Genomic DNA, 15,047 nt, shown 5'->3' with positions numbered 1-15,047 from the left:
TGCTGCCTTTTTAAATTCAAAATCCGTTATGAATTGAGGTTTATATATTGATTGACGTACCCTTTTTACAAAATGTCACATTAAAAAAAGAAAATATCCCTAGTTTTTCCGTATATCCTTACTGTTTACCCGCTATTCGAACATTACAGTCACTAGCTTTCCATCCAAATGTAACATTCATTATTGGAGAAAACGGAACAGGTAAATCAACATTACTTGAAGGAATTGCAATTGCGTTAGGTTTTAATGCAGAAGGTGGAACGAAGAATTTCCGCTTTAGCACAAACGATTCACATTCATCTTTACATGAATACCTTCGAATTTCCAAAAGTTTCAATACACCAAACGACGGTTTCTTTCTTCGCGCTGAATCATTTTATAACGTTGCTTCTTATATTGATGAAATAGATGCTATAAAATCTTACGGCGGCGTTTCACTACACGAACAATCTCACGGTGAATCATTCTTTTCCTTATTTATGAACCGTTTTTCAGGACAAGGTTTATACATTTTAGATGAGCCTGAGGCAGCTTTATCACCGATGAGACAACTTTCCATGCTCATTCGAATGCATGAGCTAGCGGAACAAGGTTCACAATTTGTTATTGCGACGCATTCTCCTATTTTAATGGCTTACCCTGAATCTACTATATACTCTTTAACACAAGAGGGAATTCACGAATCCACATTAGAAGAAACTGAGCATTACCAAACGACGAAACTTTTCTTTGAAAATCGCGATCGATTATTCCATCATCTATTTAAGTCGTAAAAAAAGAAGCAGCAATAGCTGCTTCTTTTTTATAGTGCTTCTATAAATAAGGCAACCCCAATACCGCCACCAACGCATAAAGAGGCAATTCCTTTTTCTAAACCACGTCTTTTTAATTCGTGAATTAAACTTACTGTAATACGAGCCCCTGTACAACCAATTGGATGCCCAAGTCCTACGCCACTACCGTTTACGTTCACTTTTTCACGGTCTAAGCCTAACTCTTTCTCTACAGCTAAATATTGAGCCGCGAAAGCTTCATTAATTTCAAGTAAATCTGCATCTTCTAATGACCAATCTACTTTCTCTAATCCTTTTCGGATTGCTGGTGCTGGTCCAATACCCATAATTTTCGGGTCTACTCCAGCTACTGAATATCCAACAATTCTAGCTAACGGTTGTAAGCCTTTTTCTTTCGCTTTTTCTTCGCTCATTAATACTAGAACTGCACTTCCGTCATTCAGGCCAGATGCATTACCTGCAGTTACAGATCCATCTTTACGGAATGCTGGTTTTAACCCTGCTAATTTTTCCGCTGTAATATCTGCACGTGGATGCTCATCCTGCGAAAATACTACTTCTTTTCTACGTTCTTTTATTGTAATAGGAACAATTTGATCGTCAAAATATCCAGACTCGATTGCCTTCAGTGCCAATGTATGACTGCGAAGAGCAACTTCATCTTGTTCCTCTCTTGTAATTTCATATTGTTCAACTAAATTTTCCGCTGTTTCACCCATCATAATATGGTGAATCGGATCTTCTAACACTTCCCACACCGTGTCACGAATTTCTCCGTGCTGTAGACGTTGTCCCCAGCGGTGCTGTTTCAATGCATAAGGGCTCGAACTCATCGCTTCTACTCCACCTGCAACAACAACATCACTTACACCTAATTGGATTTGCATTGCAGCTGACATAATTGCTTGCATACCTGAAGAACATTGACGTTGGATTGTATATCCCGTAACTGTGTCAGGAAATCCTGCCGCTAATGCAGCTGTTCTCGCCGTATTTGCTTCATCAGTTCTTTGAATACAATGACCTAAAATTACTTCATCAACTTCATGTGGTTCTACCCCGCCTCGTTTTACAGCTTCCTGAAGTACAGGAACAGCTAATTCTACTGGCGTTACATTTTTTAGCGCTCCTCCAAAAGTTCCAATTGGCGAACGAACTGCAGCTGTAATAACAACATTATGCATTTTGTACTTGCCCCTCTCTTATGTACCCTAGTAAGTTTTTAGGTGAACTTCCATAAGATGTATATCTATAACTATCATACTATAAACATACTAAAAAATCAAAATATTTCATATAATAAAAATAGAAGGAATTAACCTTCTATTCTGTCAGTGCATATAAAAACTTTTGTAAAATTTTCTCTGTCGTTTCATTCAATTTTGGCAACTTATCTACTGGAAAATATCGGAGTTTCAACCCTTCATGATCGAGCTTTAATTCCCCACTCACATGATGTGCCTGATACAGATGAATGACATTGAAAATTTCATCGCCATTCGGATAACGGAAATATACTTCTTTTCCTGATAGAACACCAAGAAATTGCATTATTTTTGCAGTTAACCCCGTTTCCTCAAATAACTCTCTACGTGCAGTTTCTTCTGTCGTTTCGCCCAGTTCCATCGCCCCACCAGGTACACCCCAATTATATGTATCTGAACGATATTGAAGCAATACTTCTTGATTATCATTTAATATAATGATTGCTGATCCTACGAGAATAAGCGGCCTTGTACCAACGACTTTGCGTAACTCTTCAATATACCCCATATGTAAATCCCCCTTTCCCTAACCTCCCTTATCATAACAAAATTTTTCTCTTTTTGTTCATGTAATTTTAAAGAAAAAAAGAAGCTTTCGCCTCCTTTTTTTCACCTTTATTTCTTAAAACTTTCATATTTTACAGCTTCAAAAGCTTCCTCAATTTCATCATTACGATAATGGACATATGTAAAACGCCCCAATTCTACTAATCTTGCTATTTCCTGTAACGCTTTATGCTGCTCATATGTTTCTTTCAGCTTAATATGTACATAAAACTTCATTAAAGGATGTTCATATAAAGGTTCTCCTACCTCTACATATACATCTTCAACCCCTTGTACAACTCTTACATAACTCGCAAATTGATAAAGTGCTTCTCTGTCTGAAACGATTTTTAATGTATACATATATTCTCCCCCTTTCCTTTACTATATCAAAAAGACGACCACACCATGTTATAGAACTATGAAATTTTTTCGACTTGTCATCTATATATTCAATAAAGAAGGCGTTTATCCATACATGACATCTTTTTCCCACATATATTATAGGAAGAACTTTTTCATTTGAGGTGTTCCTTATGGATCCATACGTCAATATATGTATTTGCATTACTCCCGGCGCCGATATTTCTGATGACCGCATCGCAAAAGATTTAGCTGTTGCAGAATCAATTTGGCACCCCATTACATTTCAAATTCAAGAAGTAATTGTATTAAATGAACTTTTCCGTTTTTTTGACCGTGAAATCAGTTATAGAAATTCCATTCAAAGTCAAGAAAAGTTGGCATCCTTTTTCCAAACATGTGTAAATGAAGCTCCTGAATGCGACCTTTATATTTGTTATATTGGCAGTGATTATTTCAAAGAAACAGCAGTAATTGCCTGCGCTTACTCTTTAGCAAAACAACAGCAACTTACCGGCTATATTGTTTTAACAAATTCGGCTGCCCCTATGAAAAATATATATACGCTCGCTCACGAAATCGGTCATATTTTATTTACAAGACGTGTTCATGGAAAACTTACTCATGCAGATCCTCATTCTCCAACCGGCTCGGAGCACCATCCTTCTCCAACAAATCTTATGTATCCGATAGTCCCTCGTCCAGAAAACGTTCATATTCATTCCTTATTAACTGCAGAACAAAAAGCCCTCTCTTTACAAAGCTCTTTATTACAAAGAAAAAAACAGTAACCCTCATGTTACTGTTTAAAACAATTTATTCCGATCAAAAAACCAAATCCCGGCTGCTAGAAATAAAAATAGACAACTAAATATAAATGTAATCCCTCTAAAAATCCCTATATAATATTTCTTTGGAAATAATTTTTGATATATCCAGAGCAGCCGCTTTTTATTGAACTTCTAGTTCACACTTTTTCTTTCTTCAATTTTTAAAGACCATCTCATTAATCCATATATACTTCCATACATAAGTAAGATCTTTGCAATTCCCCAAAATACATTTCTTTCTTCTAAGTCTTTAAATAAGAACATAATTGCAAGAGGAACAATTAGTACCACAACACCTATCCAACCAAGAACATATACTTCACCAATAAGAAGTAATAAAAATATAGTTACTGCTAATATATATGTCTGCATTGTCGACAATTGTAAAATTGGCGTCCCATACCATTTATTCATAAACATTAATAACACCAATAATAAAATAGGTATCATCACTATTACATAAATAATTCCAAACTCTACTAATTTACTTTTAAAAGAAGAAATTCTAAACGCAACAATCGTTCCAATAATCGTAATAATTAAAACGATTGGATAACCAATTAACTGTACATTTGTTAATGTAAATTGTTGATTCGGATTTCCAAATAAAATATTTGTAAGTAACCAATATCCACCTATCCCAATTATCATTCCTAAGATACTTTTTATACTCCCGCTTTTATCCTTCTCCATCTCTTTCGCTAATTCTTCCGCATACTCTTTTGGTGAATCACCAAATATATCACTTACCGTCTTTCCCTCTTTCTCACCTTCTATTAAATGAAGCTCTGCATCTTCTAGAAAGGCGTCCACATCTTCTTCTTTAATTCCTTTTGTTATTAAATACACTTTCGTATCGATTAAAAACTTTTCCCCTTCTTTAGAAATCTTCATAATAATCCCTCCCTTATTAAACCGCTTCTCTTCTATTCGTCTTCATCATAATTTCAACGAAAGTTAAAATAAATAAACTTCCATATAAACATATAATTTGAAATAACATTGGCACGAGATCTTCCGATGTAAATGTTTTAAACACTAACATAATTGAAAGTGGAATGATTAAATATAAATTTTTAAACCATCCTTCAAAATATATATTTATAGCTACTGTGATGATAAAAATCCCACCAGCCACTATATAACTTTGCACTTCGGTGAATGTGAGCATTTTTGTTGGATATATCACATCTAATATCGTAACAGCTCCTAATAAAAACATTGGAGTAATCATAACTAGAGACCACATAGAAAACCATGTTTTTGTAAAGCTTGTTACGAAGGTCATTTTGCGAAGTAGAAAATTAGGACCTATAACAACTAAAATAAATGAAAAACTATAACCGATACACTGAATAAGTGAAATCTGTAACATTCCGTTATTCACTATTAAGATAGAAGCAATAATCCAAAATGATACGATATTCATTACTGTAAAACCAATTTGCTTCCACGTTTCCCATCTATCCTTTTCCATTACCTTTACAAGTTCATTTGCATATTCTTTCGGTGAGCTTCCGAAAATATCTTCTACACTCTTCCCCTTACTCTCACCTTCTATTAAATGCAACTCTGCATCTTCTAAAAAGTTTTCAATATCACTTTCTTTTACACTCTTTGCCGTCAAAAATAATCTCATATCTAATAAAAACTTTCGTGCTTCATTTGATAGCATTATTTTCCCCCCCCTTCCCTTCAAGTAGACGTTCTACACTACTTTGCATCGTTTCCCAGCGATCCATAAATTCATCAAGTGCTTCCTCGCCTTTTTCTGTTAATGTATAATATTTTCTCTTTGGACCAGATGGAGATTCCTTCATTACGCTTGTTATTAGTCCTTCTTTTTGCATTCGTATTAATAACGGATAAATACTTCCCTCACTCGCCATTGTAAAACCATACTTCGCTAGCTTTTCACTCATTTCATAACCGTATATTTCGCCTTCAGAAATAATAGCAAGTAAGCATCCTTCTAAAATCCCTTTCAGCATTTGACTTGTCGACATAATTTAAATCCTCCTACTATCTTGTTTTACAAGATAGATAAGCGTAAGTATCTTGCTTTACAAAATAGTATAGCAAAGACTATTTTGCAAAACAAGATAGCTAACGATATTTTTCCAAATGTTTGCAGGAATTTCATTGTAGCCTCTCTAAATAGTGCACTATGAAAACTTTATTATGAAGGGATGTTTTTCATCATGGTTACAAATCGAGTTGTCTTTTTAACTGGTGCTGCGAGTGGTATTGGTTATGAAATGGGAAAGGCTTTTGCAAAAGAAGGTGCAAAAGTTGTGATTACCGATCGGCTTGAAGAACGTGCAAAAGAAGCTGCTGAACAATTACAAAATGAAGATTTTCAAGCTATCGGTTTAAAATGTGACGTTACATCTGAAGAGGAAATTACAGCAGCAATTTCTCAAACAGTTGATCATTTCGGTTCATTAGATATATTAATTAACAACGCAGGAATGCAACACGTTTCACCCATTGAAGACTTTCCAACTGAAAAGTTCGAGCTACTAATTCAAATTATGCAAATTGCTCCGTTTATCGCAATTAAGCATGCCTTTCCGATTATGAAACAACAAAAATATGGTCGTATTATTAATGTCGCTTCTATTAACGGCCTTGTCGGATTTGCTGGAAAAGCTGCCTACAATAGTGCAAAACATGGCGTAATTGGATTAACAAAAGTTGCTGCTTTAGAAGGTGCTACGCATGGTATTACTGTTAATGCCCTTTGCCCTGGTTATGTCGATACCCCTCTTGTACGTAATCAACTACAAGACTTAGCTACTACACGAAATGTACCACTTGAAAATGTTTTAGAAGATGTTATTTATCCACTCGTCCCACAAAAGCGCTTATTACAAGTACAAGAAATCGCTGATTATGCGATGTTTTTAGCGAGTGAAAAAGCTAAAGGTATAACGGGACAAGCTGTTGTTATAGATGGTGGTTATACTGCTCAATAAAAAATAAAGTTTGCTCAAGAAGAGCAAACTTTATTTTTTATCGCGAGGATCTTCGTACTTTAGTAATTGCCGCGGGAGCTTCTCAATTGCAACAATTACCCCATCTAATTTACTTTCAATACGGTGAAGTAAATATAATGTTACAACAATCGGAAACCCTACATTACCTATCATCTTGATCCACTCTTCCATCCTCTTCCCCTCCTTTCATTATATAAGTAAGAGAAAACACTGCATTTAGGCATAAAAAAACAAGCTATTATGTATTAGCTTGTTTTTCAAATAATGATGCAATTTCTCGTTTATAGTCCCCGCGTATAATACCTTTCTCAGTAATAATTCCTGTAATTAATTCATTCGGCGTTATGTCAAATGCTGGATTATAAACATCCGTTCCAATTGGTGCTACTTGTTTTCCAAAGATTTTCGTAACTTCTGTTTCATCTCTTTCTTCAATAATAATTTCGGCTCCAGTTTCTTTCGTAACATCAAATGTTGACAGTGGAGCAGCAACGTAAAATGGGATATTAAAGTGCTTTGCTAAAATAGCTAAATTCATTGTCCCTATTTTATTGGCTGTATCTCCATTTGCGACAATTCGATCCGCCCCCACAATAATCGCGTTTATTTCTTTCGTTTGAATAGCATGAGCTGCAGTATTATCTGTAATAAGGGTCACATCAATATTTGCTTGCTTCAATTCCCACGTCGTTAAGCGACCACCTTGTAAAACTGGCCTCGTTTCACACGCATATGCATGTAAACGCACACCTTTCTCTTTTCCAATATAAAAGGGAGCTAATGCAGTTCCATATCTGGCAGTTGCGATACTTCCAGCGTTACAGATTGTTAAAATATTATCGCCATCTTTAAAACATGTTAACGCATATTCCCCAATATTTCGACACACCTCTTCATCTTCCTGCTGAATGCGAAGCGCTTCTTCTTCTAATATTTTTTGTGCTTCTTTTATTGTAGTAATCTCTCGAATAGATTCTCTCATACGATCAATTGCCCAAAATAAATTTACTGCCGTTGGGCGTGATGTCCCTAAATAGTTACAGTCTCTATTAAACTTCTTTTGAAATTCTTCGATATGTAAAGTATTATATTTTTTCGCTGCAAGCGCCAAGCCAAATACAGCTACAATTCCAATTGCAGGCGCTCCGCGTACTTCTAACATTATGATACTTTTCCAAACCTCTTCAATAGTCGTTAATGTTTTGTATTCTGTGCTATGTGGCAATTTCGTTTGATTTAATACCGCAATTGCATCACCTTTCCAACTTACAGATCTCGGAACAGTAACGATTGTACTCATGCTTTTACACCCCTTGAAACTGTCTGTTGAAATAATGTTCGAAACAGTTGAATATCAGCACTTTTAGATTCATATTTTATTAGTTCTTTTCCTAAGGATAGCGCTTGTTTCTTAGCTTGAATTCTTGTTTCTTTATTTTCTATTTCATCTAAATCTGCTACATGAGCTAAACCAATTGTTCTACGAATTAGTTCACATCCGGCAAATCCAACTGCATCAGTAAAGATATTTTGCAAAATAATTGGTAACCATTGTTTTTCTTTCGTATATGCTTCTACACCTTCTCCAATCCATAACTTTGTAAAAGTTTCTACAAAATAACTCCACGTCTTTTCTATATGGAAAAATAGTACACTTCTTTTTTCTTCTTCTCTAGATAAAGCATTTAATAATAGATTTGCAATAAATTGACCTATGTCAAATCCAAATGGGCCATATGTCGCAAATTCTGGATCAATCACTTTCGTTTCAGAAGGTGACGAAAAAATACTACCAGTATGTAAATCACCATGAATAAGAGTTTCTTTTCTTGTTAAGAACTTATATTTATATTGTGCTACTTTTAGTTTTAAAGTTTTATCACTCCAAAGTTCATCAACCACGAGCTGTAAATTTGGCTCATAATCATTTGTATCATAATGTCCAAACGGATCTGTAAACACTAAATCCTCTGTAATTTTACAAAGGTCTGGGTTTACAAAGGTACCTTCTAGTACCCTCTTCTCTTCTGACTGTAAACCAAAATCTGAAGTATAAAATAAAACATGTGCTAGAAAACAGCCGATATGCTGGGATAAAAGCGGATATTCTTCTCCGTCTATTAATCCTTTTCTTGTAATTGTTAGTCTTGATAAGTCTTCTATTACCGTTATCGCTAACTCTTCATCATGACTGTACACTACTGGAACATAATCCGGTACATACTGCGCAAAAATTTGTAATGCCTTGCTTTCAATCGTTGCTCTTTTTATAGACAATGGCCAGCTTTCACCAACTACTTTCGCATATGGCAGTGCCTGTTTTATTATAATAGACTTCTCTCCATCATCTAATTTGAACACGTAATTTAAGTTTCCGTCTCCAATTTCATGACAAACGACATTTGCCTTCGCTTCAAAATAGCCATGATCTTTCGCATATTGTACAGCTGTTATTTCTGTTAATGAATAATATCCCATCGTCTTCTCCCCCTTTTTAAATTCAGAGGTTTTTCTAACACAGAAAAACCTCTTTTCACTAAGAAAGAGGTTTGAAGTTTACCTTCTCCCCTCTTATCTGCCAGAAAGTTTTACTTTCTGCTGGAATTAGCACCGTGCCTTTTGGCGTAATAAACGCCCCATTTCACAATGGTATTACGGTCGGTTGCTGGGTTTCATCGGGCCAAATCCCTCCACCTGCTCTTGATAAGAGTTATATAATTTTTTGAATTTTTAACTTTATGTTGAAGACTATACCAAGAATAAAAATCACTTGTCAACATTTTATTTGTATAATTCTGGACGACGATCCGCAAAAACTGGAATTCCTTTACGTACTTCTTTAATTTTCTCGAATACAAGCTCTCCAAATAAAATTGATTCCTCTTCATTCGCCTCTACTACAACTTCACCCCAAGGATCCACAATTAAAGAATGACCTGCAAACACATTATTCGGATCCTTTCCTGCTCTATTACAAGCAACAACATAACACTGATTTTCAACTGCTCTTGCTTGCAATAGCAAACGCCAATGTGCTAAACGAACTAATGGCCATTCAGCTACAACAAATAATACTTTTGCCCCTTTAACAGTATGGACACGCATCCACTCTGGAAAACGAATATCATAACAAATTGTTCCAGCGCATTCAACATCATCTAGCTTAAATTCGCCCGTACCATTACCAGCTATTAAATATTTATGTTCATCCATAAGCTGAAATAAATGTACTTTACTATATTCATTAACTAGTTCTCCTTCCTTGTTTACAACATACATTGTATTTGTAACACCTTGTTCCGTTTGCTTCGCTATGGAACCACCAACAATATGTACACCATATTGTTTCGACCATTCTTTTAACTTTTCTTTCGTTTCCAATCCATCCCTATCTGCAATTTCAGAAAGTCTTGTTAAATCATATCCTGTTGTCCATAATTCTGGTAAGACGATAACATCTGGCCTTTCCTTCATAGCTTCGCTTATTTTATTTTTAGCATTCTCAATATTTTTTTCTACATCTCCAAAAACAATATCCATTTGAATACATGCGACTTTCATTTTGTCAGCCCCATTCTTATTTTTTCTTTACAAAATACTGGAAAGATTATATCATTTGTCACTAGAATTGTAACAACTTTCAAAAGAGGTGGAAAGTATGAAATTATTTCAACCTTCTGAGATAGTAACATCATTGCCGACACAATTTTTCGCTTCACTTGTTGCAAAAGTTAACAAAGTCGTAGCAGCTGGTCACGATGTTATTAATCTAGGTCAAGGTAATCCAGATCAACCAACACCGCAGCATATCGTAAAAGCTTTACAAGATGCTGCAGAAAAGACCATTCATCATAAATATCCGCCATTTCGCGGACATGAAAGTTTAAAAGAAGCCGTGGCAACATTCTATCAACGTGAATATGATGTAGTAGTAAATCCAAAAACAGAAGTTGCTATTTTGTTTGGGGGAAAGGCTGGATTAGTAGAGTTACCAGTTTGTTTTACAAACCCTGGTGATACTATTCTCGTTCCAGATCCAGGCTATCCAGATTATTTATCAGGAGTTGCTTTAGCAAAAGCACAATTTGAAACAATGCCGCTTATTGCAGAAAATAATTTTTTACCAGATTATACGAAAATCGATGACTCTATTGCCGAGCGTGCAAAATTAATGTTTTTAAACTATCCAAATAATCCGACCGGTGCTACTGCATCAAAAGATTTTTTTGATACAACCATTAACTTTGCTAATGAACATAATATATTAGTTGTTCACGATTTTGCTTACGGCGCTATTGGATTTGATGGTCAAAAGCCCGTGAGTTTCTTACAAGCAGACGGTGCTAAAAATACAGGTATTGAAATTTACACTCTATCGAAAACTTTCAATATGGCTGGATGGCGTATCGCTTTTGCAGTAGGAAATGAAAGTGTCATTGAAACCATTAACTTATTACAAGATCATATGTATGTTAGTATTTTTGGTGCAGTTCAAGATGCTGCCCGCGAAGCACTATTAAGTTCACAGTCTTGCGTAATAGACCTTGTAAATAGTTACGAATCTCGACGAAACGCTCTTATTTCAGCTTGTCACTCAATTGGTTGGAATGTAGACATTCCAACAGGGTCATTCTTTGCATGGCTTCCTGTTCCAAAAGGATATACCTCTGAGCAATTTTCTGATATTTTACTAGAAAAAGCACATGTTGCAGTTGCTCCTGGTGTTGGATTTGGTGAGCATGGCGAAGGGTATGTCCGCGTTGGTCTCTTGCATACAGAAGATAGATTACGAGAAGCCATTAATCGAATTGATAATTTGAATTTTTTCAAAAAGTAATTGACAACATAAAAAATATCTGACAAAATTCAGTTATCTTAAAAATTTAAACATTTCTAAATACTTCTTATCAAGAGCAGGTGGAGGGACGAGCCCGACGAAACCCGGCAACCGATCTACAATTGTAGACACGGTGCTAATTCTCGCAGCATTACGCTGACAGATAAGGAGCTGGTTGTAAAAAAACCTCTCCTTAGCTGAGAGGTTTTTTTATTTAACTAGGAGGTTATAACAATGAGCGGAATTATAGCGACATATTTAATTCATGATGATTCACATCACTTAGAAAAAAAGGCGGAACAAATTGCACTCGGTTTAACAATTGGCTCTTGGACTCATTTGCCACATTTATTGCAAGAACAATTAAAGCAGCATAAAGGCAACGTCATTCATGTTGAGGAATTAGCTGAACATGAACATACCAATTCGTATTTACGTAAAAAAGTAAAACGCGGAATTATTAAAATCGAATATCCGCTATTAAACTTCAGTCCAGATTTACCAGCGATTTTAACGACTACATTTGGAAAGCTATCACTTGATGGCGAAGTAAAATTAATTGACTTAACTTTTTCAGACGAGTTAAAAAAATATTTTCCTGGTCCAAAATTCGGGATAGATGGTATTCGAAATCTTTTACAAGTGCATGATCGTCCCCTTTTAATGAGTATTTTTAAAGGAATGATTGGACGAAACATTGGGTATTTAAAAACACAATTACGCGATCAAGCAATTGGTGGTGTAGATATAGTAAAAGATGATGAAATATTATTTGAAAATGCATTAACACCACTTACGAAACGCATTGTATCCGGAAAAGAAGTTTTACAATCTGTCTACGAAACATACGGACATAAAACGTTATATGCCGTAAATTTAACAGGACGAACTTTTGATTTAAAAGAAAATGCAAAACGTGCAGTAGAAGCTGGAGCTGATATTCTATTATTTAACGCATTTGCTTACGGACTAGATGTACTACAATCACTTGCAGAAGATGATGAAATCCCAGTTCCTATTATGGCACATCCTGCTGTAAGTGGTGCTTATTCAGCATCCAAGTTATATGGAGTTTCATCTCCATTATTACTTGGAAAGCTACTACGTTATGCTGGGGCTGACTTTTCATTATTCCCATCTCCATACGGAAGTGTTGCGCTAGAAAAAGAGGAGGCTCTTGCTATCTCAAAATATTTAACTGAAGACGATGCATTTTTCAAGAAGAGCTTTTCTGTTCCGTCTGCTGGTATTCATCCTGGTTTCGTTCCCTTTATTGTACGAGATTTCGGTAAAGATGTTGTTATTAATGCTGGTGGCGGGATACACGGACATCCAAATGGAGCGCAAGGCGGGGGTAAAGCTTTCCGTACTGCAATTGATGCTACTTTGCAAAATAAACCGCTCCATGAAGTAGACGACATAAATTTGCATAGTGCACTACAAATATGGGGAAATCCCTCTCATGAGGTGAAACTATGAGTATTCAAGTATTTTGTGATTTCGATGGCACGATTACAAATAATGATAACATTATGTCCATTATGGAAAAATTCGCACCACCAGAAGCCGAAGAAGTAAAGAATAAAATTTTATCACAAGAACTATCCATTCAAGAAGGTGTTTCTCAATTATTTCAATTAATACCTACTAATCTGCACGATGATATTATTCAATTTTTAATAGAAACTGCTGAAATCCGTAGTGGTTTTCATGAATTTATACAATTCGTAAAGGAAAATAACATTTCTTTTTACGTGATATCAGGTGGAATGGATTTCTTCGTCTATCCACTCTTACAAGGAATCATTCCAAAAGAGCAAATTTATTGTAATGAAACAGACTTTTCAGCAGAGTTTATTACAGTTAAATGGCCTCATTCTTGTGATGATCATTGCCAAAATCATTGCGGATTATGTAAATCATCATTAATCCGTAAATTAAGTGATACAAATGACTTTCATATTGTAATTGGAGATTCTATTACTGATTTACAAGCCGCGAAACAAGCGGATAAAGTATTCGCTCGCGATTTTCTTATTACAAAGTGTGAAGAAAATCATATTGCTTATACACCGTTTGAAACATTTCAAGATGTGCAAGCTGAATTAAAACTTTTGTTGGAGGTGAAATTATGAAACAACTTTTTCGTCAATGGTATGACTTGAGCGAGATAAAAAAAGAATTAACAACACGAAATTGGTTCCCGGCAACAAGTGGTAATATTTCTATAAAGGTTAGTCATGAACCACTTACTTTTCTTATTACAGCAAGCGGTAAAGATAAAACAAAAACCACTCCAGATGATTTTCTATTAGTAGATCATGTAGGAGTTCCCGTTTTAGAGACTGAATTACGCCCTTCAGCAGAAACAATATTGCATACACACATTTATAACAATACGAATGCCGGGTGTGTACTTCATGTTCATACAACTGATAATAATGTCATCACAAATTTATATAGTGATGCAGTCACACTTCAAAATCAAGAAATTATTAAAGCTCTCGATATTTGGGAAGAAGGTGCAACAATTCAAATTCCTATTATTGAAAACCATGCCCATATCCCAACACTTGGAGAAAACTTCCGAAAGCATATACAAGGAGATTCGGGAGCAATATTGATTCGTAACCACGGTATTACCGTATGGGGCCGAGATAGCTTTGATGCAAAGAAGAGATTAGAAGCTTATGAGTTTCTATTCCAATTTCATATAAAACTATTATCAATTCAAGGAGGCGTTTCTAATGGCGCAAATTCGTATTCATGAAGTAAATACTCGCATTGAAAATGAAGTGGAAGTATCTAAATTTCTACAAAAGGAAGGCGTTTTATATGAGAAATGGAATATTTCTAAACTTCCTACTCATTTAAATGAAAATTATTCTTTAACAGATGAAAACAAAGCTGAAATATTAGCTGTGTTTTCAAAAGAAATTGCTGATGTTTCAGCACGCCGAGGTTATAAAGCGCATGATGTAATTTCACTTTCAAATAGCACACCTAACCTTGACGAACTATTAATTAATTTTCAAAAAGAACACCATCATACTGATGATGAAGTTCGCTTTATTGTTAGTGGTCATGGCATCTTTGCCATTGAAGGAAAAGACGGAACATTCTTTGACGTTGAACTTGAGCCAGGTGATCTCATATCTGTTCCTGAAAATGCAAGACATTATTTTACTTTGCAAGATGATCGCCAAGTTGTAGCTATTCGTATTTTTGTTACAACTGAAGGCTGGGTTCCAATCTATTAAGGTAGTTAGTTGAATAAAAGGACTTGGATCCCCTTTTCCAAACTTTTATTCACTCTACATATATACATCCTCCTATGGAACAGGCTTATTTCATTTTGAAATAAGCCTGATTTTTTATTTACTTGAAAGTACCATTTCATCACAAATTTAACA

General features: G+C 35.3%; 18 protein-coding genes, 1 pseudogene and 2 riboswitches. Of the genes and pseudogenes, 8 read left to right on the top strand and 11 right to left on the bottom strand.

All coding sequences use genetic code 11. The features are described from left to right. Positions 1–47 precede the first annotated feature (47 nt). Positions 48–773: an AAA family ATPase gene (locus AC0OM3_RS03555; RefSeq protein ID WP_000568013.1), complete on the top strand. Its 726-nt coding sequence runs from the start codon at positions 48–50 to the stop codon at positions 771–773. Positions 774–802: 29 nt separating this feature from the next. Here the strand turns inward: AC0OM3_RS03555 and AC0OM3_RS03550 are convergent, their stop codons facing one another. From AC0OM3_RS03550 to AC0OM3_RS03540, 3 genes are all read right to left on the bottom strand, one after another. Continuing rightward, positions 803–1,978 carry an acetyl-CoA C-acetyltransferase gene (locus AC0OM3_RS03550; protein WP_000552079.1) on the bottom strand — a complete coding sequence of 392 codons (1,176 nt, stop codon included), beginning with the start codon at positions 1,976–1,978 and terminating at the stop codon, positions 803–805. Between the two features lie 139 nt (positions 1,979–2,117). Further along, positions 2,118–2,567: an NUDIX hydrolase gene (locus AC0OM3_RS03545; RefSeq protein ID WP_002164161.1), complete on the bottom strand. Its 450-nt coding sequence runs from the start codon at positions 2,565–2,567 to the stop codon at positions 2,118–2,120. Positions 2,568–2,674: 107 nt separating this feature from the next. Next, positions 2,675–2,968 (bottom strand): DUF3928 family protein, encoded by a 294-nt coding sequence (locus tag AC0OM3_RS03540; protein ID WP_000288330.1) that lies wholly within the window; start codon positions 2,966–2,968, stop codon positions 2,675–2,677. Between the two features lie 173 nt (positions 2,969–3,141). On the opposite strand from AC0OM3_RS03540, the gene AC0OM3_RS03535 reads away from it, so the two are divergent. Beyond that, the gene (locus AC0OM3_RS03535; RefSeq protein WP_000371610.1) at positions 3,142–3,759 is read left to right on the top strand and encodes an ImmA/IrrE family metallo-endopeptidase; all 618 of its coding nucleotides are present in this window, start codon (positions 3,142–3,144) and stop codon (positions 3,757–3,759) included. A gap of 15 nt (positions 3,760–3,774) precedes the next feature. Here AC0OM3_RS03535 and AC0OM3_RS03530 read toward each other — a convergent pair. The 4 genes and pseudogenes from AC0OM3_RS03530 to AC0OM3_RS03515 form a co-directional block, all read right to left on the bottom strand. Then, a pseudogene (locus AC0OM3_RS03530) lies at positions 3,775–3,918 on the bottom strand (DNA-binding protein); the annotation flags it as partial. A 12-nt stretch (positions 3,919–3,930) separates the two neighbouring features. Beyond that, a complete protein-coding gene (locus tag AC0OM3_RS03525) occupies positions 3,931–4,692 on the bottom strand; it encodes a DUF1129 domain-containing protein (protein WP_000703258.1) in 762 nt (253 codons plus the stop codon). A gap of 16 nt (positions 4,693–4,708) precedes the next feature. Further along, positions 4,709–5,473, bottom strand: coding sequence for a DUF1129 domain-containing protein (locus AC0OM3_RS03520; RefSeq protein ID WP_199717801.1), 765 nt, complete (start codon positions 5,471–5,473; stop codon positions 4,709–4,711). Continuing rightward, positions 5,460–5,804, bottom strand: a complete 345-nt coding sequence (locus AC0OM3_RS03515) for a PadR family transcriptional regulator (RefSeq protein ID WP_061884534.1) — start codon at positions 5,802–5,804, stop codon at positions 5,460–5,462. The genes AC0OM3_RS03520 and AC0OM3_RS03515 overlap by 14 nt, the downstream gene beginning before the upstream one ends. 195 nt (positions 5,805–5,999) lie before the next feature. Here AC0OM3_RS03515 and AC0OM3_RS03510 point away from each other — a divergent pair, with 195 nt between their 5' ends. Then, on the top strand, positions 6,000–6,776 hold the full coding sequence (locus AC0OM3_RS03510) for a 3-hydroxybutyrate dehydrogenase (RefSeq protein ID WP_000258426.1): 777 nt from the start codon (positions 6,000–6,002) through the stop codon (positions 6,774–6,776). Between the two features lie 30 nt (positions 6,777–6,806). On the opposite strand, the gene AC0OM3_RS03505 is transcribed toward AC0OM3_RS03510, so the two are convergent. From AC0OM3_RS03505 to AC0OM3_RS03490, 4 genes are all read right to left on the bottom strand, one after another. Beyond that, the gene (locus AC0OM3_RS03505) at positions 6,807–6,968 is read right to left on the bottom strand and encodes a YvrJ family protein (RefSeq protein ID WP_000393330.1); all 162 of its coding nucleotides are present in this window, start codon (positions 6,966–6,968) and stop codon (positions 6,807–6,809) included. 67 nt (positions 6,969–7,035) lie between these two features. Further along, positions 7,036–8,097 carry an S-methyl-5-thioribose-1-phosphate isomerase gene (gene mtnA, locus AC0OM3_RS03500; RefSeq protein WP_474211080.1) on the bottom strand — a complete coding sequence of 354 codons (1,062 nt, stop codon included), beginning with the start codon at positions 8,095–8,097 and terminating at the stop codon, positions 7,036–7,038. After that, the gene (gene mtnK, locus AC0OM3_RS03495; RefSeq protein WP_474211079.1) at positions 8,094–9,275 is read right to left on the bottom strand and encodes an S-methyl-5-thioribose kinase; all 1,182 of its coding nucleotides are present in this window, start codon (positions 9,273–9,275) and stop codon (positions 8,094–8,096) included. The genes mtnA and mtnK overlap by 4 nt, the downstream gene beginning before the upstream one ends. A gap of 90 nt (positions 9,276–9,365) precedes the next feature. Then, positions 9,366–9,507, bottom strand: a riboswitch (SAM riboswitch). Positions 9,508–9,578: 71 nt separating this feature from the next. Further along, complete coding sequence (locus tag AC0OM3_RS03490; protein ID WP_002164162.1) at positions 9,579–10,358, bottom strand: carbon-nitrogen family hydrolase; 780 nt, start codon at positions 10,356–10,358, stop codon at positions 9,579–9,581. 97 nt (positions 10,359–10,455) lie between these two features. Here AC0OM3_RS03490 and AC0OM3_RS03485 point away from each other — a divergent pair, with 97 nt between their 5' ends. The 5 genes from AC0OM3_RS03485 to AC0OM3_RS03465 all read left to right on the top strand — a co-directional run bounded on the left by AC0OM3_RS03485 (position 10,456) and on the right by AC0OM3_RS03465 (position 14,894). Beyond that, positions 10,456–11,634: a pyridoxal phosphate-dependent aminotransferase gene (locus AC0OM3_RS03485; RefSeq protein ID WP_000765530.1), complete on the top strand. Its 1,179-nt coding sequence runs from the start codon at positions 10,456–10,458 to the stop codon at positions 11,632–11,634. A 64-nt stretch (positions 11,635–11,698) separates the two neighbouring features. Beyond that, positions 11,699–11,804: riboswitch (SAM riboswitch) on the top strand. A 64-nt stretch (positions 11,805–11,868) separates the two neighbouring features. Beyond that, positions 11,869–13,113 carry a 2,3-diketo-5-methylthiopentyl-1-phosphate enolase gene (mtnW, locus tag AC0OM3_RS03480; protein WP_000014170.1) on the top strand — a complete coding sequence of 415 codons (1,245 nt, stop codon included), beginning with the start codon at positions 11,869–11,871 and terminating at the stop codon, positions 13,111–13,113. After that, the gene (locus AC0OM3_RS03475; RefSeq protein ID WP_000027462.1) at positions 13,110–13,769 is read left to right on the top strand and encodes a 2-hydroxy-3-keto-5-methylthiopentenyl-1-phosphate phosphatase; all 660 of its coding nucleotides are present in this window, start codon (positions 13,110–13,112) and stop codon (positions 13,767–13,769) included. The genes mtnW and AC0OM3_RS03475 overlap by 4 nt, the downstream gene beginning before the upstream one ends. Further along, positions 13,766–14,404 carry a methylthioribulose 1-phosphate dehydratase gene (locus AC0OM3_RS03470; protein ID WP_000811342.1) on the top strand — a complete coding sequence of 213 codons (639 nt, stop codon included), beginning with the start codon at positions 13,766–13,768 and terminating at the stop codon, positions 14,402–14,404. Before AC0OM3_RS03475 ends, AC0OM3_RS03470 begins: the two co-directional genes overlap by 4 nt. After that, on the top strand, positions 14,382–14,894 hold the full coding sequence (locus AC0OM3_RS03465) for a 1,2-dihydroxy-3-keto-5-methylthiopentene dioxygenase (protein WP_000057326.1): 513 nt from the start codon (positions 14,382–14,384) through the stop codon (positions 14,892–14,894). The genes AC0OM3_RS03470 and AC0OM3_RS03465 overlap by 23 nt, the downstream gene beginning before the upstream one ends. The last annotated feature ends 153 nt before the right edge of the window (positions 14,895–15,047 follow it).

Source organism: Bacillus sp. FAU20 (genome assembly GCF_056033865.1).
The sequence above is the reverse complement of the archived record's forward strand: the minus strand, read 5'-3'. Positions and strand labels throughout refer to the sequence as shown.